Raw genomic sequence first — 19,090 nt, forward strand, 5'->3', positions numbered from 1 at the left:
CAGCCTGACTGTCGAACATCGCCAGCCGTGACAGCCTGTGGCCACCCCGTGTGGTGCACGGCCGTCCGTCGATCGACAAGCCCCACCTTGCACCGGAGACACCGCCATGCGTCGTGACACCTTCCTGAAGTCCCTGGCCGCCTTCGCCGCCGCCGGCAGCCTGCCGCTGAGCGCCCAGGCCCAGGCCCAGGCGATGAAGCTGATGATTCCCGCCAACCCGGGCGGTGGCTGGGACATGACCGGCCGTGCGCTGGGCAAGGCCCTGCAGGACGCGACCGTCGCCTCGGCGGTCACCTTCGAGAACAAGGGCGGTGCGGCCGGAGCCATCGGCCTGGCCCAGTTCGTCAACGCCAGCAAGGGCGATCCGAACGCGCTGATGGTCATGGGCGCCGTGATGCTGGGCGGCATCATCACCGGCAAGCCGCCGGTCACGCTGGCCCAGGCCACGCCGATCGCGCGACTGACCAGCGAATACAACGTCTTCGTCGTGCCGTCCGACTCGCCGTTCAAGTCGATGAAGGACGTGGTCGAGCAGATGAAGAAGGACCCGGGCAGCGTCAAGTGGGGCGGTGGCTCGCGGGGTTCGACCGAGCACATCGCCGCGGCCATGCTGGCGCGCGCCGTCGGCATCGACGCGACCAAGGTCAACTACGTGCCCTTCCGTGGCGGCGGCGAGGCGGTGGCGGCCATCCTGGGCGGCAACGTCTCGGTCGGTGGTTCGGGCTACAGCGAGTTCGAGCAGTACATCACCGCCGGCAAGATGCGCCCGATCGCGGTCACCGCGCCGCAGCGCCTCAAGGGCATCCCGACGATGAAGGAGCAGGGCTTCGACGTCGAGATCGGCAACTGGCGCGGTGTCTATGCCGCCCCCGGCATCACGCCCGAGCAGCGCAAGGCGCTGACCGAGCGCGTCATCAAGGCCACCAAGTCCAAGGCCTGGGAAGAGGCGCTGGGCAAGAACGGCTGGACGCCGGCCGTGCTGGCCGGCAAGGACTTCGAGACCTTCGTCGACCGCGAGTTCACCTCGCTGCTGGCGACCATGGTCAAGGCCGGCATGGTCTGAGACAGGCGCAGGCAGGACAGGTGGACACGATGGATGTGACGCAGCACCCCGCGAGCGGGGATGCCGGAGCCGCTGGCGGTGCCGGTTCTCATGACCCCGGCCGCGCCCCGATGTGGGTGGGGCTGGGCACGCTGGCGCTGGGCGTCGGCCTGGCCTTCGGGGCGGCGCGCATTCCGTCGGATGCCGGTTATGCCGGCGTCGGCCCCGATTTCCTGCCCTGGCTGGTGGCCGTGGTGCTGATGGTCTGCGGCGCGCTGCTGGCTTGGCAGGGCGCACGCGGTGGCTGGCGCGATCTGCCGGAGCCGTCCGGCGCGCCGCGCGGCGACTGGGTGGCGCTGGCCTGGGTGGTGGCCGGCCTGCTGGCCGTGGCCACGCTCATCACCGTCGTGGGCTTCGTGTTCGCCAATGCGCTGTGTTATGCGCTGGCCGTGCGCGGCCTGCGCTACAGCGAAGGCCGCGGTGCCGGCGGCCTGCGCCAGGCCGGTGTCGATCTGGCCACCGGCCTGCTGATCGCCACGCCGGTGTTCTGGCTGTTCACGCGCCTGCTGGCGATCAATCTGCCGGGTCTGACCGGCACCGGCTGGCTCTGAGCGCCCGCCCCGGAGTACGAGATGGGTGATACCTGGAACCTGCTGCTGCAGGGCTTCGCGACCGCCGGCACGCCGGTCAATCTGCTGTGGGCCTTCGTCGGCTGTGCGCTGGGCACGGCCATCGGCGTGCTGCCGGGCCTGGGCCCGGCGGTGACGGTGGCCATGCTGCTGCCGATCACGGCGCAGGTCGAGCCGACGGCCTCGATGATCTTCTTCGCCGGCATCTACTACGGTGCGATGTACGGCGGCTCGACGACCTCGATCCTGCTGAACACCCCGGGCGAGACCGGCACCATGGTGACCGCGCTCGAGGGCTTCAAGATGGCCCGCAACGGCCGTGCCGGAGCGGCCCTGGCGACCTCGGCCATCGGCTCCTTCGTCGCCGGCACCATCGCCACCGTGCTGGTCACGCTGTTCGCGCCGATGGTGGCCGAGTTCGCGGTCAAGCTCGGCCCGCCCGAGTACGCGATGCTGATGCTGCTGGCCTTCACCACCGTCAGCGCGGTGCTGGGGCAGAGCACGCTGCGCGGCCTCACCGCGCTGTTCATCGGCATGGCCATCGGTCTGGTCGGCATGGACCAGATCTCGGGTCAGGTGCGCTACACCGGCGGTGTCCCCGAGTTCATGGACGGCATCGAGGTGGTGCTGGTGGCCGTCGGCCTGTTCGCGGTCTCGGAGTGCCTGTACAACGCCCTCTACGAAGGCCGCTCGTCCGCCCAGCTCAACACCATGGGCAAGGTGCACATGACGCGCGACGAGTGGAAGCGCTCCTGGCCGGCCTGGCTGCGGGGCACCTTCCTGGGCTTCCCGTTCGGCACCATTCCGGCCGGCGGCACCGAGATCCCGACCTTCCTCAGCTACGCGACCGAGCGCAAGCTCAGCGCCCACAAGGAGCAGTTCGGCACCGTCGGCGCGATCGAGGGCGTGGCCGGCCCGGAGGCGGCCAACAACGCGGCCGTCACCGGCACGCTGGTGCCGCTGCTGACGCTCGGCATCCCGACCAGCGTGACCGCGGCCATCCTGCTGTCGGCGCTGCAGGGCTACGGCATCAATGCCGGCCCGCAGCTGTTCCAGACCAGCTCGGGTCTGGTGTGGGCGCTGATCGCCAGCCTCTACATCGGCAACGTGATGCTGCTGGTGCTGAACCTGCCGCTGGTCGGTCTGTGGGTCAAGCTGCTGAAGATCCCGCGTGCGCCGCTGTACGCCGGCATCCTGATCTTCGCCACCGTCGGCGTCTACGGCATGCGCCAGAGTTCGTTCGACCTCTATCTGATGGCCGGCATCGGTCTGCTCGGCGTGATGATGCGGCGCTTCGATCTGCCGACCGCCCCGGTGATTGTCGGCATGATCCTGGGCCCGCTGGCCGAGGCCCAGATGCGCAATGCGCTGTCCATCGGCGAGGGGCACTGGAGCGTGTTCATCCAGCGTCCGATGTCGGCCACGCTGCTGGCGGTGGTGGTGGCGGCCATGCTGCTGCCGCGCCTGCTGAACTGGCTGCAGAGCCGGCGCGCGCCGCAGCCGGTGGCCGGCTGAGGGCGGGGCCGGGGCCGGGCGCGCCTCAGCGCTCGGCGCCCAGGGCGTGGGCGCGGACGCGTTCGGCCTGGCCCAGGCGCTCGGCCGAGGGCTGCGCCGGATCGTCGGCGCGCTGCGTCGGCCAGCCCTGCAGATGCTTCAGCGTCAGCGCGCCGAGGGCCTGTACCCAGCCGTCATCGCTGTTCAGGCAGGGGATGTAGCGGTAATCCTGGCCGCCGGCGGCCAGGAAGGCGTCCCGTACCTCGACGCCGATCTCCTCCAGTGTCTCCAGACAGTCCGCGGCGAAGCCCGGACAGATCAGGTCCAGCGAGCGCACGCCCTCGCGTGCCAGTCGCTGCACCGTGGGTTCGGTGTAAGGCTCCAGCCAGCGCGCCTTGCCGAAGCGGCTCTGGAAGGTCACCAGGTACTGGTCGGCCTGCAGGCCCAGGGCCTCGGCCAGCAACCGGGCCGTCTTGTGGCATTCGCAGAAATAGGGATCGCCCAGCGTCAGGCTGCGCGCGGGCACGCCGTGGAAGCTCATCACCAGGCGCTCGGCCCGGCCCTCGCGCTGCCAGTGGCGGCGCACGCTGGCGGCCAGGGCGGCGATGTAGCCCGCATCGTCGTGGTAGTGGTTGATCTGGCGCAGCTCGGGCAGCCAGCGCGTGCGGCGGGCCCAGGCGCCCACGGCGTCGAAGGCGCTGGCGGTGGTGGCGGCCGCGTACTGCGGGTACAGCGGCAGCAGCAGGATGCGGGTGCAGCCCTCGGCCTTGAGCGCATCGAGTTCCGAGGCGACCGAGGGGCTGCCGTAGCGCATCGCCCAGCGCACCACCAGCGGATGGCCATGCTGCGACAGATGACCCTGCAGGCGCAGCGCCAGCGTGCGGGTGTGGACGGCCAGCGGCGAGCCCTCGGGCGTCCACACCGTCGCGTACTTGGCCGCTGATTTCGCGGGCCGGGTGCGCAGGATGATGCCGTGCAGGATCAGCCACCAGGGCAGGCGCGGAATCTCGACCACCCGCGGATCCCACAGGAACTCGGCCAGATAGCGCCGCAGCGACGCGGCGTCCGGGGCGTCGGGCGTGCCGAGGTTGATCAGCAGCACCCCGCAGCGGGCCGGCTGGCCGTGGCTGCGGGCAGGTTCAGTCGCGAAGGTCATGCCGGCATTGTCGGCGAGGGCGTGTCACGGCGGCCCGGCTGCCGCGTCAAACCCGATGCAGGGCCCGCGGTCGTTCAGCTCAGGTGCGGCACCGTGTCGACGAAGGACAGGACGTCGAAGTGGACGCAGGGTGCCAGCGGATCATTCGGCGAGCCGCCCAGACCGATCACGCCGCTGCCGTGCAGCGTGCAGCTGCTGCGGCGCAGGGCCACCACCTCGTCGCTGCCGACGAAGCGCACATAGCAGCCGTTGTAGCTGAGGTCGGTCAGCAGGAAGCTGCCGCCGTGCCAGTCCAGGCGGCAGTGCGAGCGTGAGACCCGCGCATCGTCGACCCGGAACGACGACTGTGGCCCGCGGCCGAGCACCAAGGGCAGGTGCTGCACGTCGTAGACCTCCTCCTGCTTGAGCCAGGACAGGCGTACGGCCTCGGGTTCGAGCGTGGTCGGCACTTCGCCGAACTGCGTCGGTGCCAGGTCGCCGCGACGGCCGCCCAGCACATGCACCATCACCGGTTCGGCCCGTCCGCGCAGATGCACCCAGTCCAGGCTGCGGAAGCGCTTGCGTGTCTCGTCGTCGATGCCGGCCAGCACCTGGGCGGTGACCAGGGTCTCGTTGTCGTTGGCATGGTCCAGCAGCCGGGCGGCCACGTTGACCGCGTCACCGAAGCAGTCGCCCCCCATCTCGACGATCTCGCCACGCGCGATCGCCACCTGCAGGCGCAGCCCGCGCAGTCCGGTGGAAGCGCCGCGCGCATGGCCGCGGCTGACCAGGTCCTCGAGCTGCTCGTGCATCTGCAGGCCCGAGGCCAGCGCATGGTCCGCGCCGTCGAAGACGGCCAGCAGCCCGTCGCCCAGTGTCTTGATCAGCGTGCCCTGGTGGGCGCTGACGGCCTTGCCCAGCGCGGTGATCGTGTGCGTGACCACCGACGTGGCCTCGGCATTGCCCAGGCTCTCGTACAGCGCCGTGCTGCCGCGCAGGTCGGCGAACAGAACAGTCCTCTCGGCGATGCGGGTCATGGGGGCAGTGTACGGTGCCGGTCTCGGGTCCAAACGTGACAGCGGCCCCTTCGGGGGCCGCTGTTCTTCGCTTGTGACCGGCCGGTGTGCGACCGGTCTCGGGGCCTTGCTGCAGGCTTACAGATTGTCCAGGTAGGTCCGCAGCTTGTCCGAGCGGCTCGGGTGCTTGAGCTTGCGGATGGCCTTGGCCTCGATCTGGCGGATGCGCTCGCGGGTGACGTCGAACTGCTTGCCGACTTCTTCCAGCGTGTGGTCGGTCGACATCTCGATGCCGAAGCGCATGCGCAGCACCTTGGCCTCGCGCGGGGTCAGGCTGTCGAGGATGTCCTTGACCACATCGCGCAGGCCGGCCTGCATCGCGGCCTCGATCGGCGCGGTGTTGTTGGTGTCCTCGATGAAATCGCCCAGATGCGAGTCGTCGTCGTCGCCGATCGGCGTCTCCATGGAGATCGGCTCCTTGGCGATCTTCATGATCTTGCGGATCTTGTCCTCGGGCATCTCCATCTTCTCGGCCAGCGTCGGCGCGTCCGGCTCGTAGCCGAACTCCTGCAGATGCTGGCGCGAGATGCGGTTCATCTTGTTGATCGTCTCGATCATGTGCACCGGGATGCGGATGGTGCGGGCCTGGTCGGCGATGGAGCGCGTGATGGCCTGGCGGATCCACCAGGTCGCGTAGGTCGAGAACTTGTAGCCGCGGCGGTATTCGAACTTGTCCACCGCCTTCATCAGGCCGATGTTGCCCTCCTGGATCAGGTCCAGGAACTGCAGGCCGCGGTTGGTGTACTTCTTCGCGATCGAGATGACCAGGCGCAGGTTGGCCTCGATCATTTCCTTCTTCGCGTCGCGGCTGGCCTTCTCGCCGGCGTTCATCTGCCGGTTGATCTCCTTGAGATCCTCCAGCGGCACGACCGCGTTGGTCTGCAGGTCGATCAGCTTCTGCTGCAGCTCCTGCACGGCCGGCAGATTGCGGCCCAGGATGGCGCTGTAGGCCTTGCCCGTGGCGATCTCGTCCTCGGCCCATTGCCGGTTGAGGATGTTCGGCGGGAAGGTCTTGATGAAGTGTTCCTGCGGCATGCCGCAGCGGTCGACGACGATCTTGCGGATCTCGCGTTCGAAGCGCCGCACGTCATCGACCTGCGAGCGCAGCACGTCGCACAGGCGCTCGATGGTCTTGACGGTGAAGCGGATCGTCATCAGATCGGCCGTCAGTAGACCCTGGCTCTGGCGGTAGCCGGCCGAGTTGTAGCCGCTGGCGTCGAAGGCCGCGCGCATGGCCTCGAAGTGCGAGCGCACCTCGCCGAAGCGCACCAGGGCCTGGTTCTTCAGCTCCTCGAGCTTCTTGGTCAGGGCCTTGGAGCCACCGTTGCCGTCGTCGTCGTCCTCTTCGTCGAACTCGTCGAAGTCTTCCTCGGCCACGTAGTCGTCGGCCTCGTCCTCGGCGACGAAGCCGTCGACGACCTCGGAGATCTGCATCGTGCCGGCCGAGATCTTGTCGGCGTAGCCCAGGATCTCCTCGATGGTGCGCGGCGAGGCGCTGATGGCGGCCATCATCGCCTGCAGGCCGCCCTCGATGCGCTTGGCGATCTCGATCTCGCCCTCGCGGGTGAGCAGCTCGACCGAGCCCATCTCGCGCATGTACATGCGCACCGGGTCGGTGGTGCGGCCGAACTCGGAGTCGACGGTCGACAGCGCGGCCTCGGCGGCTTCCTCGGCCTCTTCCTCGGTCGCGGTGGTGGTCGAGCCTCCGGCGATCAGCAGCGTGGCCGCGTCAGGGGCCTGCTCGTAGACCGCGATGCCCATGTCGTTGAGCATCGACACGATGGACTCGAGGATCTCGGTGTCCAGCAGCTTCTCGGGCAGGTGGTCGTTGATTTCCTGGTGCGTCAGGAAACCCCGCGTCTTGCCCATCTTGATGAGCGTCTTCAGCTCCAGGCGGCGCTTGGCGACCTCTTCCTCGGTCAGCGTGGTCTCGTCGAGGCCGAACTCGCGCATCAGCGCGCGCTCCTTGGCGCGGCTGACCTTCATGCGCAGCGGCTTGGCCTTGGCCTCGCTCTCGCTGCTGTCGACGGCCACGACCTCGGGGGTGGCCTCGGCCTCGCCTTCGGCTTCAGGCTCGATGAAGTCGGCCTCGATGTCGCCCAGATCGTCCTCTTCGCCCTCGGACTTGACCTTGGTCTTGGCAGCGGCGGCGGTGGTGGTCTTGGCCGCGGCCTTCTTCGCTGCGGCCTTCTTCGCCGCCGGCTTGCCATCGGCCTTGTCCGCGCCGTCCTTGACGGCCTTGGCCCGGGTCGTCTTGACCTTGGGTTCTTCGGCGTCGTCCAGGGCGTCGGGGGTCTTCTTCGCGTTCATGCAGGTCCTGAAGGTGGCGGGTCGGCCGGCGCGGGCGGTGGCAGGCCGGGCGCGGGCGGGGAAAGGGGGCGGGATCGGGGCAGTCGCTGCGGCGGTCAGCCGTCCGGTGTCGCGACGCGGGCGGCGCCGGACGGTGCCGGGGTGGCGGCCCACCGGTGGTCCCGCGGCGGTCGGACGCGGCGGCGACCGGTCCGGGCATCCGGTCGCCGCGGTGACGGCGTCGGTACGGGCCCGGGCCGGATGCCTGCGGAACCGTGGGACTGCCGGCTGTCGCCGCCCTTGCGGGCAGATTCGCAGCCAAGCTGCGGATTATACCGTCAGCTGCGCTCGGACGAGGCCGGCGGGCCGGCCTTCAGGGCCTTGGTCAGGTCGATGAGTTCACGCTGGCGGCGGGCGGCCGCCTCGGACAGATCGCCGGATTCGAGCAGCCACTTCATCTCCTCCTGCACCGCGTGGAGGTGCAGGCGCTGCAGGATCTGCGCGAGCAGCAGCGCCGGCTCCTCGTCGTCCTCGACATCGTGGAAACGGCCCAGCCGGGCGAGCAGCGGCTGCAGGACGTCGGCATCGTCCGCGTCCTCGAGCATCGCGGCGAACAGGGCCTCACGGGTGACCGGCCCCAGGTCGTGCACGATCCGCTCGAGGGCGCCGAAGTAGCGGCCGTAGGGCAGGGGCTGGGCGGCGAGGAATTCGTGGGTGTCCAGCGGCTCGGCCAGCCACAGCCCGGTGTGGCGGGCCAGCAGCCAGGCGCAGCGGTCGAGCAGGGTGGCCGTGGCCGGAGGGGGCTGGCGCGGGCCGGCCATCGGGTCGTAGCGGGCACGGTCGCCGTCGCGGCCGCGCCAGGGGCCGCGTCCGCCACCGTCGCGTCGCCCGTCGCCGCGGCCACCGCCGTTCCAGCGTCCACCGGTGCTGCGGCCGCCGCCGTTCCAGCCGGAGCCGCCGCCGTAGCCACCGCCCTGACCCCCGCCGTAGCCGCCCTGACCGCCGTAGCCGTAGGCCTGGCCGCCATCGGATGCGCGGCCCGGGCCCTGTCCGCCGTCGCCGCGGGACGCGCCGCCGTGGATGCCGGCGCTCCAGGCGGCCGCTGCCGCGGCCTCTTCGGAGGCGCCGCCCTCGTCCATCCAGCCGCCGGCCACGTCGGGCGGGGCATCGCGGGTCTCACCGGCCGGGCGTGCCGGTGCGCCTTGGCGGCCGGCGGCCTCGTCGGCGCTGCGCGTGCGCGCGCCGGGCCGGCTGGCGGCCTGCCGTTCCCAGTGCTTGCGCAGGGTCTCGACGTCGATGCCGCCGCGCTGCGCCAGCTCGATCACCACCTGCTCGCGCAGCAGGCCCTCGGGCAGCAGGGCCACCAGCGGTCCGGCCTGGGCCAGCATGCGTGAGCGCCCCTCGGCCGTCTCCAGATCGGCATCGGCCGCGGCATGGGCGATCAGCTGCGCCGACAGGGGGACCGCCTGGGCGATGGCCGCGTCGAAGGCCTCGGCGCCGAGCTCGCGCACATAGCTGTCGGGGTCGTGCTCGGTCGGCAGGAACAGGAAGCGCAGCGTGCGGGTGTCGCTGGCATGCGGCAGGGCGGCTTCCAGCGCACGGCCGGCGGCGCGCCGTCCGGCGGCATCGCCGTCGAAGCTGAAGACCACCGAATCGGTGAAGCGCAGCAGCTTGGCCACGTGCTCGGCGGTGCAGGCGGTGCCGAGCGTGGCGACCGCGTTCGGGAAGCCCGACTGCGCCAGCGCCACCACGTCCATGTAGCCTTCGACGACCAGCGCATAGCCCTTCTGGCGCAGGCCCTGGCGGGCCTCGAACAGGCCGTAGAGCTCCTGGCCCTTGTGGAAGACCGGTGTCTCGGGCGAGTTCAGGTACTTGGGTTCGCCCTGGTCGAGCACACGGCCGCCGAAGCCGATCACGTCGCCCTGCACCGAGCGGATCGGGAACATGATGCGGTCGCGGAAGCGGTCGTAGCGCTTGGTGTCCTCGGCGCCATCGGCGCCGTCCTCGGTCTTGGCGATGACCAGGCCGCCGTCGACCAGCAGCGGGTCGTCGTAGCGCGGGAACACGCCGGCCAGCGTGCGCCAGCCCTCGGGCGCGTAGCCGAGTCCGAAACGTGCGGCGACGGCGCCGGTCAGGCCGCGTTTCTTCAGATAGCCGATGGCGCGCGGGCTGGCCTTGAGCGCCGCCCGGTAGTGGGTGGCGGCCTTGTCCAGAACGTCGGTCAGGGTCGCGCGCTGGGCCCGTTCGGCTTCCTGCCGTTCGCGGGCCTGCGGGCTCATGTCGCGTTCGGGCACCTGCATGCCCACCTGCTGGGCCAGGTCGCGCACGGCGTCCATGAAGGCCATGCCGTGGTGCTCGGTCAGGAAGCGGAGCGCATCGCCGTGGGCGCCGCAGCCGAAGCAGTGGTAGGTCTGGCGCGAGGGGCTGACGATGAAGCTCGGGGACTTCTCGCCGTGGAACGGGCACAGGCCCTTGTGGTTGATGCCGGCCTTCTTGAGCTCGACATGGGGGCCGACGACGTCGACGATGTCGACGCGCGACAGCAGATCCTGGAGAAAACCTTGGGGCAGCACGGGCGGGAGTCTAGCGAAGCCGGGTGCCGGGCCGATGCGACGGACGTCGCGGGTTCAGTCGCCGGACAGTGCCGGGCCGTCGGTCTGCGGCGTGGCCGTGGCGGGTGCCGGCCCGATCGCGAACAGGCCTTTCCATTCGCGCACCCAGGCGGCCACCGCGTCGGCGGGCATCGGCGCTGCGATGCCGATGCCCTGGCCGATGTCGCAGCCCATCTCCAGCAGCGCGCGCGCCTGGGCGGGGGTCTCCACGCCCTCGGCGACGACCTCGCAGCCGAAGGTCTGGGCCAGTTGCAGCACGCCTTCGACGATGGCCCGATCCTGGCTGTCCGACAGCATGTTCTGCACGAAGCTGCGATCGATCTTGAGGATGCTGACCGGCAGCCGCTTCAGGTAGGTCAGGGTCGAGTAGCCGGTGCCGAAGTCATCGAGCGCCCAGCGCACGCCGAGGGCCGCGCAGCGTTCCAGCAGGGCGCTGGTGAAGTCGATGTCGGTCAGCGCCGCGGTCTCCAGCACCTCGAGTTCGAGGTGGTTGCCCAGCGGCCGCTCATGGCGGGCCAGCAGCTCGGCCAGGCGTTGGGCGAAATCGCTCTCCTGCAGGTGGCGGCCGGTGATGTTGACGCTGACCGACAGCGGCAGGCCCTGTGCATGCCATTGGTCGAGCTGGTCGAGGGCGCGCGCGATGACGTGGTCGCCGACACGTGCCGACAGCCCGGTGTGCTCGATCAGGGGCAGGAACTGCGCCGGAGGCACCACGCCGTACTCCGGATGGTTCCAGCGCAGCAGCGCCTCGAGTCCGACCACGGTGCCGGCCCGAAGGTCGACCTTGGGCTGGTAGTACAGCAGCAGTTCGTCGCCGTCGAGGGCGTCCTGCACCCGCCCGATGGCGAGCATGCGCTCCTCGGAGCGGCGGCTGGACTCCGGATCGAAGAACAGGAAGCCGTTGCGGCCCGCCTGTTTGGCGCCGTACATCGCGTGATCGGCATGGCGCAGCAGGGTCTCGGCGTCATGGTGGTCCAGCGGATGGATGGTCGCCCCCATGCTGGCCGTCATCAGCACCGGCTCGTCCAGGCCACCGAGCAGGAAGGGCCGGGCGACCACGCGCAGCACGCGCTGTACCGCCGAACGGGCCTCGTGGACCGAGCCCACGCGCAGCAGCAGCACGAACTCGTCGCCGCCCAGGCGGGCGACCGTGTCGTGCCAGGACGGGCCGCGGTGGCGCAGCGCGCCGCGCAGCCGGCTGGCCAGCTCGGCCAGCAGCGCGTCACCGGCCTCGTGGCCGTGGCGCTGGTTGACCAGCTTGAAATGGTCCAGGTCCAGGTAGCAGACCGCCAGCAGGTCGCCGTCGCGCTCGGTGGCGGCCATGGCCTCGGTCAGCAGCGTGCCCAGTCGGGCGCGGTTGGGCAGGCGGGTGAGCTCGTCGTAGTGGGCCTGGCGCTCGATGAGTTCGCGCTGCAGACGCTGCTCCGTGACATCGCTGGCGATCATCACGTGGTAGCGCGGGCTGTCGTGTGGGGTGCGCACGCTCCACAGCGTCAGGTGCAGCGTGCGGCCGGGTGATGTGCCTTCGCCGCCCCCGTCCTGGAACTCGGTCTCCCATTGGCCCTGCTGGCGCAGCACGGTCCACAGCTCGGGCCAGGTGCCACTGGCGCGCTCGGCCGCGCGGCGCAGCTGCGGCGGCACCTGGCCGACCAGCGCCGGCAGGCCCAGGCCGCTGAGCCGGCAATAGGCCGGATTGGCGTCGAGCACGCGCAGCTCGCTGTCGGTGACGACCAGACCCTCGCGCAGGTGATGGAAGACGTTGGCCGACAGCAGCTCGCGCTCGCGGGCCTGGCGCCGATCGCCGATGTCGCCGATGCAGGCGATCACCCGTCGCGGTGCGCCGGCCGAATCGCGCTCGGTCACCGTCAGGTGGACGTCGAACCAGCGCCATTGCTCACCCACGCGCAGCCGGGTCTCGTGGTCGGGGCTGGACAGCACGGTGTCGCCGTCCCGTGGCGACAGCAGCGCATTGAGCGCCTCGCGGTCCTCCGGGTGGGCGCGCGCCAGCCAGCCCTGCAGCGACAGGCTGGCCTGTGGATCGGTGTCGCCGAGCAGCCGATGCCAGCCCGGCGTCGCGTGGAAGAGGCCCTGATCGAGCTGCCATTCGGCGACCCCGATCTCGGCCACCTCCAGCGCCCGCAGCGTGCGGGCCTCGCTCTCGCGCAGGCGACGCACCAGGGCGGCGGGCACCAGCGCCAGCAGACACAGCCCGCAGCCCAGTGCCCAGGCCTGCCAGCTGCCCAGCCGAGGCGGCTGGCCGGCCGCGGCCTGGCTGAGCACGGCCGCGCTCAGGCTGGCGGCCAGTGAGGCGACCGTCGCGTCGCGCTGGATGGCCAGCGTGCCGATGATCAGCGCCGGCGCCAGCCACAGGGCCTGCAGCGCGTCGAGCCCGGGCGGCGCGAGCAGCGGTGCGGCGGTCAGCATCACCGCCAGCGGGACGGCCAGACGGTGTGTCCAGCGGGCCGGCGCGGGCTCATCGGCATCGGACAGCGCCGGTGGCGCGATCATCAGCACACCGAACATCGCGCCGGCCAGCCAGGACAGGGCGACACCGGGCAGGGCGGTCGCGCCCATGGGGCCGAGCGCGCACAGGGCCAGCGCGGCGCCCCCGGCGGCCACCAGGCTGCTGCCCAGCAGGCCGACGCCGGCATGCAGCCAGAACTCTTCCGGGCGCTCGATGCGGCTGCGCACCGGCAGCCGTCGCAGATAGCGGGCGGCGGCCCAGGCGCCGGCGACCTCGCCAGCGGCGAGCACGGCAGCCGGGCCCCACAGCCCGCTGCCCTGGGCATGACCGACCCAGGCGCCGATCCACAGCGCGGCGGCCGTGGTCGGCCCCCAGCGCATCAGCAGCACCAGGGCCACGCCGGTGACCGGCCAGCACAGGCCGAGTGCGCCCGGGGCCTCAGCCGTGCCGGTGGGCTGCAGCAGCCAACCCAGCCAGCCCGCCAGCACGCCCAGCGCCGAGGCGATCGACCACCGGATGATCCAGTTCATCCGGTGAGCCAGTGGGGAGTCGCTGTTCGGGCCGGGCAGTGTGTCGGCCTCCGGCCCGGGGCTGGCCGCAGGCGGTACGGGCTCGGGCGGAGCGACGGCAGGCGAGGGAAAAGGAGCGCGCAAGGTTCGGACGACGACGGCGGAGCGCGCCGGGGATCCGGGGCGCCACCTTCAGCCGCACGGCCGCGCGGCGAGGCGTGGGCGATGCTAGCGAGGTGGCCCGCTGGCGCCCATCCCGCAAAGCAGCATGCACAGGGCCTTGTCGCGGCCGACCGTGCGGTCGGGAGGGCCATCGTTCCGCCACGAAACGCGACGCGGCGCCAGAGCGCCGCGTCGTGGAGAGCAGACACCGGACGACGGCCTGACCGTCGCGCCGGGATCGCCGGGCCGGGTGGGGCCGGCCGCCGGTGTCAGGCCCTGAGACCCTCAGGCCCTCAGGCCCTCAGGCCTGGATCGCGAAATCTTCGAGCTTGGCGCCGCCTTCGAGCGCGGATTTCAGCCACTTGGGCTGCAGGCCACGTCCCGTCCAGGTCTCGCCGGTGGCGGCGTTGCGGAACTTCGGCGCGACCTTGCCGGTCGAGCGCGACGGCGTGCCACCGGCCGCGCGTGCCGTTCCCGGCTTCGCGGCCAGATCGGCCGGCGTCAGGCCGTATTCGGTCATCAGCGCGCGGATCTTGGTCAGCGCGCCTTCGCGTTCTTCGCGCTGGGCCGAGGCGATCTGCTTCTCGATGGCCGCGCGTTGGGCGAGCAATTCCTGGAGGGTGGCGGACATTTGGGGGGCTCCAAAAAGAACAATGGACAGGTGCGGCGCAGTATATGCGCGCTGCGGACCAGATTCTCGTCCCTGCCCGGGTATTCTTGGATTCAGGGCATCAAATGCCGGCGTCCCGGGGTCGGGTGCCGGCGATGGGTCGTGGTCCCTGTATCGGGAAATCCAGATCGAATCTTGCCGGATTGAAACCGCTTGTGAACGGTTTGCCTCCCGTGACGCGCCCCCCGGATCGCCTGTTTCAGGCCTGCGGCGGCACGTAGCCGGCGGGTTGCTCGGCCCCTTCGCCGAAGAAGAAACGTTCCATCTGGCGGGCCAGATACTGGCGCGCCCGCTGATCGGCCAGATTCAGGCGGTTTTCATTGACCAGCATGGTCTGGTGGCGCAGCCAGAGGGCCCAGGCTTCCTTGCTGACCTGTTCGTAGATGCGCTTGCCGAGTTCGCCCGGATAGGGGGCGAAGTCCAGGCCATCGCCTTCCTTCTTGAGGTGGACGCATTGGACGGTTCGTGCCATGGGGTGGGTTCCTTCAGGTGGTGGGGATCCGGCGGCCGCACCGGAGGCGGCGCGGAACGTCCGGCGGGCTCAGCCCAGCTTCTTGACCAGGACCTGCGAGCGACGGTCCCAGTTGTACTTGCGCTTGCGGGCTTCGGGCAGCCAGTCGGGATCGACCTGCACGAAGCCGCGGCGGATGAACCAGTGCATGGTCCGGGTGGTCAGCACGAAGATGCTGTCCAGACCCTGGGCACGGGCGCGCTGCTCGATGCGCTTGAGGATGCGTTCGCCGTCGCCCTGGCCCTGGACCTGCGGCGAGATCGTCAGTGCGGCCATCTCGCCGGTGCGGGCCTCGGGGTAGGGATAGAGCGCGGCGCAACCGAAGATCACGCCGTCGTGCTCGATCACCGTGTAGTTGGCGATGTCGCGCTCGATCTCCTTGCGTTCGCGGCGCACCAGCGTGCCGTCGCGCTCGAAGGGTTCGATCAGCTGCAGGATACCGCCGACATCGTCGGCCGTGGCCTCGTGCAGGCTCTCCAGCTTCTCGTCGACGACCATCGTGCCGATGCCGTCGTGGGTGAAGACCTCCTGCAGGATCGAGCCGTCGACGTTCAGCGGCAGGATGTGGGTGCGCTCGACGCCGCCTTCGCAGGCGCGCACGCAGTGCTGCAGGTAGAAGGCCAGATCGTTGGGCTGCGTCGGTTGCGGCCACTGCGCCAGCAGGCGGCGCGCATCGGCCAGTGCCAGTTCGGTGTCGATCGCCGATTCCGGATCGTCGGGATTCTCGTGGATGCCCGGACTTTCGGTCATGAACAGCAGTTTGTCGGCCTGCAGGGCGATGGCGGTGGCGGTGGCCACCTCTTCCATCGACAGATTGAAGGCCTCGCCCGTCGGTGAGAAACCGAAGGGGCTGAGCAGCACCAGGGCCCCGATGTCGATCGCGCGCCGGATCGCCGCCGCGTCGACGCGGCGCACGATGCCCGAATGCATGAAATCGACGCCGTCGACGATGCCCACCGGCTGTGCCGTCAGGAAATTGCCGGAAACGACGCGCACCGTGGCATTGGCCATCGGCGTGTTGGGCAGGCCTTGCGAGAACGCGGCCTCGATCTCGAAACGCAGCTGGCCGGCGGCTTCCTGTGCGCAATCCAGGGCGACCGGATCGGTCACCCGCTTGCCCTTGTGGAATCGCGAGGTATGGCCCTTGGCGGCCAACTGCTCGTTGACCTGTGGCCGGAAACCGTGGACCAGCACCAGTTTGATGCCCATCGCGTGCAGGATGGCCAGATCCTGCGCGAAATGGTTCAGGCGACCGGCGGCCACCAACTCGCCGGTCATGCCGACGACGAAGGTCTTGCCATGGTAGGCGTGGATATAGGGCGCCACGGCCCGGAACCACGGAACAAAGGTATGCGGAAAGACCAGGCTCATGATGAGGGTCGATTGTGCCGCAGCAAGGGATGGCGTCCGGTGGGGCGGCTGTCCTAAGGTGCGGCCCGTGGCGTGCCGATAGCGCTGTATCCAGGGGGGCCGGGTCGGTCGGGGCAGGTGCGCCCGCCGGTCGTCCCCCGTCGTCCGTCTTCGTCTGATGTCCGTGCCGCCTGCCGTCCCTCGTTCTGCCCGCGTCGACGATCGTGTGTCCCGTGACCGTGCGGCGGCGTCCGCGGTGCGGTCGACGGCGGTGATCGAGGGGGCGGCGGACGTGCCGCCTGGCGCCGTCCGCGCGCCGGACGAGGTCGCGCCGGACGCGGCCCGCGAGGCGGCCGCGCAGGCCGCGCAGGCGGCGCGTCACCGCCGGCGCCGGCGGCGCGCCCGGCGCGAGGAGCGGCGCCGGCTGCGCGGCCACCAGCGGCGGGAGGCCGCGGTCGCGCTGCTGGCGGCGGTCGCGCTGCTGGCCGCTGCCGCCTGGTGGGGGCGACCGGTGGCGCCCGTGGTGCCGCTGCCGGCCGTGCAGCAGGCCGGGGCTGCGCAGCCGGCGCCGGTGATCGCGGCCGCCGTGCCGCCGCCGGCCGCGATCACGGAGGCCGCGCCATCGGCCTCCGAGGCCTCCGCGCTGCCGCCGGCGATCTACACCCCCGCCAGCATCAGCGATGCGCCCGGCGCCGGGCGTGGGGCCGCGCAGGGGCCGGGTCCGCTCTACGGTGCGACCGGTGGCTCGGCGCAGGTCTCCGAGCGCGATCTCGACCTGCCGTTCTACCCCGGGGCGCGCCAGAACCCCTCCGACAGCCAGCGCATGGACGAGGGCGGCTCGGGCCAGTGGATGGCGGCCGGCCTGCGCAGCGGTGACGAGCTGGCCAAGGTCGTGTCCTTCTACCGTGAGCGGCTGCTGTCGGGCAGCACCCGCCTGACCGTGCAGGAGAACGCGGCCGGCCCGGGCCAGTGGCAGCTGATGGTGGCCGATCCGGCCTCTGGCGTGAACCGCAGCGTGCTGGTGCTGCAGGATGGCGACCAGGTGGTCATCGGCCTGAGCCGCTGGCAGCCGCCACCCCCGCCCCCAGCGCGTGGCGGCTGAGCCCCACGGGCCGCCGCGGCGCGTCAGCGCTGGGGCGCACCCTGGGTGCGCACCCCGCGGGTTGTGTGCTATGTTGCCCGTGAAGTTGTCACGCCGGGCGTGACGGGCGCGGCCGGATCCTCCGGCGTGCATGCCCGGGCGGATCCGATTCCACTTCACCTGCTTCTTCTGGAGATTTCCCATGAAAGTCAGCGACATCCTGCGCGTCAAGGGCAGCACGCTGTACACGGTCGCGCCCGAACATGCGCTGGCCGACGCCGTCAGCACCATGGCCGAGCACGACATCGGCTCGCTGGTGGTGATGTCCCACGGCGATCTGGTCGGCATGCTGACCTTCCGCGAGGTCATCTCCGCCATCGTGCGCAACGGTGGCTCGGTCGGTTCGCTCACCGTGCGCACGGTGATGGACGACGCGCCGCTGACCTGCACCCCCGAGACCGAGATCGACGAGGTGCGCCGCATGATGCTCGGCCGCCATGCCCGCTACATGCCGGTGCTCGACGGCCGCACGCTGATGGGCGTGATCTCGTTCTACGACGTGGCCAAGGCCGTCGTCGACGGCCAGGACTTCGAGAACCGCATGCTCAAGGCCTACATCCGCGACTGGCCGGTCGAGGAAGAGGGCGCGGCCACCGCCGAACCCAAGCTCTGAGACCTCTGCACGGCGCCCGCGGGCGCCGCTGCTGCGACAATCCGGCGCCCGCGTGACCCTCAGGTCCGCGGGCGTCCGTTCTTTCAGCCTCGCCGATCGGGGATCCGTGACCGCCCTTCAGGCCGGGCGCGCGGAGCCTGCGGCGCCCTGAGGCTGCGCCTTTTCCCTGGCCCCTGCTGCTGCGTCCATGTCCGGCTCCACCCTCGGCGAACTGTTCCGCGTCACCAACTTCGGCGAAAGCCACGGCCCGGCCATCGGCTGCGTGATCGACGGCTGTCCGCCGGGGCTGGCGCTGTCGGTCGAGGACATCCAGCCCGAGCTGGACCGTCGCCGTCCCGGCACCAGCCGCCACGTCACCCAGCGCAACGAGGCCGATGCGGTCGAGATCCTGTCGGGCACCTACGAGGGCCTGACCACCGGCACGCCGATCGCGCTGCTGATCCGCAACACCGACCAGCGCAGCAAGGATTACGGCAACCTGCTGGACACCTTCCGCCCCGGCCATGCCGACTACCCGTACTGGCGCAAGTACGGCGTGCGCGATCCGCGCGGCGGCGGCCGCTCGTCGGCCCGGCTGACGGCGCCGACCGTGGCTGCCGGTGCGGTCGCGCGCAAGTGGCTCGCGCAGCAGCACGGCATCACCTTTTCCGGCTGGATGAGCCAGCTCGGCGACATCGCGATCCCCTGCGTCGACGAGGCCGAGATCCCGAACAACCCCTTCTTCGCGCCGAACGCGGCCATCGTGCCCGAGCTCGAGGCCTACATGGACGCGCTGCGCAAGTCGGGCGACAGCTGCGGCGCGCGCATCGAGGTGCGCGCCCGCGGCGTGCCGCCGGGCTGGGGCGAGCCGCTCTATGACCGCCTGGACGCCGACATCGCCCACGCGATGATGGGCCTGAACGCGGTCAAGGGCGTCGAGGTCGGCGCCGGCTTCGGCTGCGTCACGCAGAAGGGCAGCGAACACGGCGATCCGCTGACGCCGGCGGGCTTTCCCAGCAACCATGCCGGCGGCGTGCTGGGCGGCTTGAGCACCGGCCAGGAGATCGTCGTCTCGCTGGCGATCAAGCCGACCAGCTCGATCCGCCTGCCGCGGCCGTCGATCGACCGGGCCAACCAGCCGCAGACGGTCGAGACCCACGGCCGCCATGATCCCTGCGTCGGCATCCGCGCGACGCCGATCGCCGAGGCGCTGCTGGCGCTGGTGCTGATGGATCATGCGCTGCGCCACCGCGCGCAGTGCGGCGACGTGCAGCTGCCGGTGCCGCCGATCGCGCCCTGACAAGCCGTGAACGAACCGCCGATCGACCGTGGGGAGCGCATGGCTGCTGATTGCCGCAGTGGCGCGAGGAGGCGGGAGCCGATGCGCAGCGGGAGCGGTGTGAGGGCCGTTTGT

At 70.9% G+C, this 19,090-nt stretch carries 14 protein-coding genes; 6 read left to right on the plus strand and 8 right to left on the minus strand.

Going from position 1 to position 19,090, the window contains the following annotated elements; genetic code table 11:
- Positions 1-106: 106 nt before the first annotated feature.
- From AACH11_RS15320 to AACH11_RS15330, 3 genes are read left to right on the plus strand one after another with little or no spacing between them, the layout of a single operon-like run.
- Complete coding sequence (locus tag AACH11_RS15320) at positions 107-1,063, plus strand: Bug family tripartite tricarboxylate transporter substrate binding protein (RefSeq protein ID WP_341375105.1); 957 nt, start codon at positions 107-109, stop codon at positions 1,061-1,063.
- Between the two features lie 29 nt (positions 1,064-1,092).
- Positions 1,093-1,653, plus strand: coding sequence for a tripartite tricarboxylate transporter TctB family protein (locus tag AACH11_RS15325; protein ID WP_423228751.1), 561 nt, complete (start codon positions 1,093-1,095; stop codon positions 1,651-1,653).
- Between the two features lie 21 nt (positions 1,654-1,674).
- Entirely contained in the window at positions 1,675-3,186 is a 1,512-nt protein-coding gene (locus AACH11_RS15330) for a tripartite tricarboxylate transporter permease (RefSeq protein WP_341375107.1), read from the plus strand.
- A 25-nt stretch (positions 3,187-3,211) separates the two neighbouring features.
- Here AACH11_RS15330 and hemH read toward each other — a convergent pair whose 3' ends face one another.
- The 8 genes from hemH to argA all read right to left on the minus strand — a co-directional run bounded on the left by hemH (position 3,212) and on the right by argA (position 15,964).
- A complete protein-coding gene (gene hemH / locus AACH11_RS15335; protein ID WP_341375108.1) occupies positions 3,212-4,321 on the minus strand; it encodes a ferrochelatase in 1,110 nt (369 codons plus the stop codon).
- Between the two features lie 74 nt (positions 4,322-4,395).
- Positions 4,396-5,337, minus strand: coding sequence for an adenylate/guanylate cyclase domain-containing protein (locus AACH11_RS15340; protein ID WP_341375109.1), 942 nt, complete (start codon positions 5,335-5,337; stop codon positions 4,396-4,398).
- 117 nt (positions 5,338-5,454) lie between these two features.
- The gene (gene rpoD / locus AACH11_RS15345; RefSeq protein WP_341375110.1) at positions 5,455-7,686 is read right to left on the minus strand and encodes an RNA polymerase sigma factor RpoD; all 2,232 of its coding nucleotides are present in this window, start codon (positions 7,684-7,686) and stop codon (positions 5,455-5,457) included.
- A 317-nt stretch (positions 7,687-8,003) separates the two neighbouring features.
- Positions 8,004-10,238: a DNA primase gene (gene dnaG / locus AACH11_RS15350; RefSeq protein ID WP_341375111.1), complete on the minus strand. Its 2,235-nt coding sequence runs from the start codon at positions 10,236-10,238 to the stop codon at positions 8,004-8,006.
- A gap of 54 nt (positions 10,239-10,292) precedes the next feature.
- A complete protein-coding gene (locus AACH11_RS15355) occupies positions 10,293-13,271 on the minus strand; it encodes a bifunctional diguanylate cyclase/phosphodiesterase (protein WP_341375112.1) in 2,979 nt (992 codons plus the stop codon).
- 442 nt (positions 13,272-13,713) lie between these two features.
- Positions 13,714-14,043: an H-NS histone family protein gene (locus AACH11_RS15360; protein WP_341375113.1), complete on the minus strand. Its 330-nt coding sequence runs from the start codon at positions 14,041-14,043 to the stop codon at positions 13,714-13,716.
- A 238-nt stretch (positions 14,044-14,281) separates the two neighbouring features.
- Positions 14,282-14,554 carry an oxidative damage protection protein gene (locus tag AACH11_RS15365; protein WP_341375114.1) on the minus strand — a complete coding sequence of 91 codons (273 nt, stop codon included), beginning with the start codon at positions 14,552-14,554 and terminating at the stop codon, positions 14,282-14,284.
- 69 nt (positions 14,555-14,623) lie between these two features.
- Complete coding sequence (gene argA / locus AACH11_RS15370; RefSeq protein WP_341375115.1) at positions 14,624-15,964, minus strand: amino-acid N-acetyltransferase; 1,341 nt, start codon at positions 15,962-15,964, stop codon at positions 14,624-14,626.
- Positions 15,965-16,169: 205 nt separating this feature from the next.
- On the opposite strand from argA, the gene AACH11_RS15375 reads away from it, so the two are divergent.
- The 3 genes from AACH11_RS15375 (at position 16,170) to aroC (ending at position 18,976) form a co-directional block, all read left to right on the plus strand.
- Entirely contained in the window at positions 16,170-17,045 is an 876-nt protein-coding gene (locus AACH11_RS15375) for a hypothetical protein (RefSeq protein ID WP_341375116.1), read from the plus strand.
- A 181-nt stretch (positions 17,046-17,226) separates the two neighbouring features.
- Positions 17,227-17,697, plus strand: a complete 471-nt coding sequence (locus AACH11_RS15380; protein WP_341375117.1) for a CBS domain-containing protein — start codon at positions 17,227-17,229, stop codon at positions 17,695-17,697.
- A 187-nt stretch (positions 17,698-17,884) separates the two neighbouring features.
- The gene (aroC, locus tag AACH11_RS15385; protein WP_341375118.1) at positions 17,885-18,976 is read left to right on the plus strand and encodes a chorismate synthase; all 1,092 of its coding nucleotides are present in this window, start codon (positions 17,885-17,887) and stop codon (positions 18,974-18,976) included.
- Positions 18,977-19,090 lie beyond the last annotated feature (114 nt).

Source organism: Pseudaquabacterium rugosum, assembly GCF_038066575.1.
GTDB lineage: Bacteria > Pseudomonadota > Gammaproteobacteria > Burkholderiales > Burkholderiaceae_C > Pseudaquabacterium > Pseudaquabacterium rugosum.

What these genes read in the sequence shown, in the direction of transcription:
- AACH11_RS15320 (WP_341375105.1), top strand. Translation starts at nt 107, where the DNA reads ATGCGTCGTGACACCTTCCTGAAGTCCCTGGCCGCCTTCGCCGCCGCC.
- AACH11_RS15325 (WP_423228751.1), top strand. Translation starts at nt 1,093, where the DNA reads ATGGATGTGACGCAGCACCCCGCGAGCGGGGATGCCGGAGCCGCTGGC.
- AACH11_RS15330 (WP_341375107.1), top strand. Translation starts at nt 1,675, where the DNA reads ATGGGTGATACCTGGAACCTGCTGCTGCAGGGCTTCGCGACCGCCGGC.
- hemH (WP_341375108.1), bottom strand. Translation starts at nt 4,321, where the DNA reads ATGACCTTCGCGACTGAACCTGCCCGCAGCCACGGCCAGCCGGCCCGC.
- AACH11_RS15340 (WP_341375109.1), bottom strand. Translation starts at nt 5,337, where the DNA reads ATGACCCGCATCGCCGAGAGGACTGTTCTGTTCGCCGACCTGCGCGGC.
- rpoD (WP_341375110.1), bottom strand. Translation starts at nt 7,686, where the DNA reads ATGAACGCGAAGAAGACCCCCGACGCCCTGGACGACGCCGAAGAACCC.
- AACH11_RS15355 (WP_341375112.1), bottom strand. Translation starts at nt 13,271, where the DNA reads ATGAACTGGATCATCCGGTGGTCGATCGCCTCGGCGCTGGGCGTGCTG.
- AACH11_RS15360 (WP_341375113.1), bottom strand. Translation starts at nt 14,043, where the DNA reads ATGTCCGCCACCCTCCAGGAATTGCTCGCCCAACGCGCGGCCATCGAG.
- AACH11_RS15365 (WP_341375114.1), bottom strand. Translation starts at nt 14,554, where the DNA reads ATGGCACGAACCGTCCAATGCGTCCACCTCAAGAAGGAAGGCGATGGC.
- argA (WP_341375115.1), bottom strand. Translation starts at nt 15,964, where the DNA reads ATGAGCCTGGTCTTTCCGCATACCTTTGTTCCGTGGTTCCGGGCCGTG.
- AACH11_RS15380 (WP_341375117.1), top strand. Translation starts at nt 17,227, where the DNA reads ATGAAAGTCAGCGACATCCTGCGCGTCAAGGGCAGCACGCTGTACACG.
- aroC (WP_341375118.1), top strand. Translation starts at nt 17,885, where the DNA reads ATGTCCGGCTCCACCCTCGGCGAACTGTTCCGCGTCACCAACTTCGGC.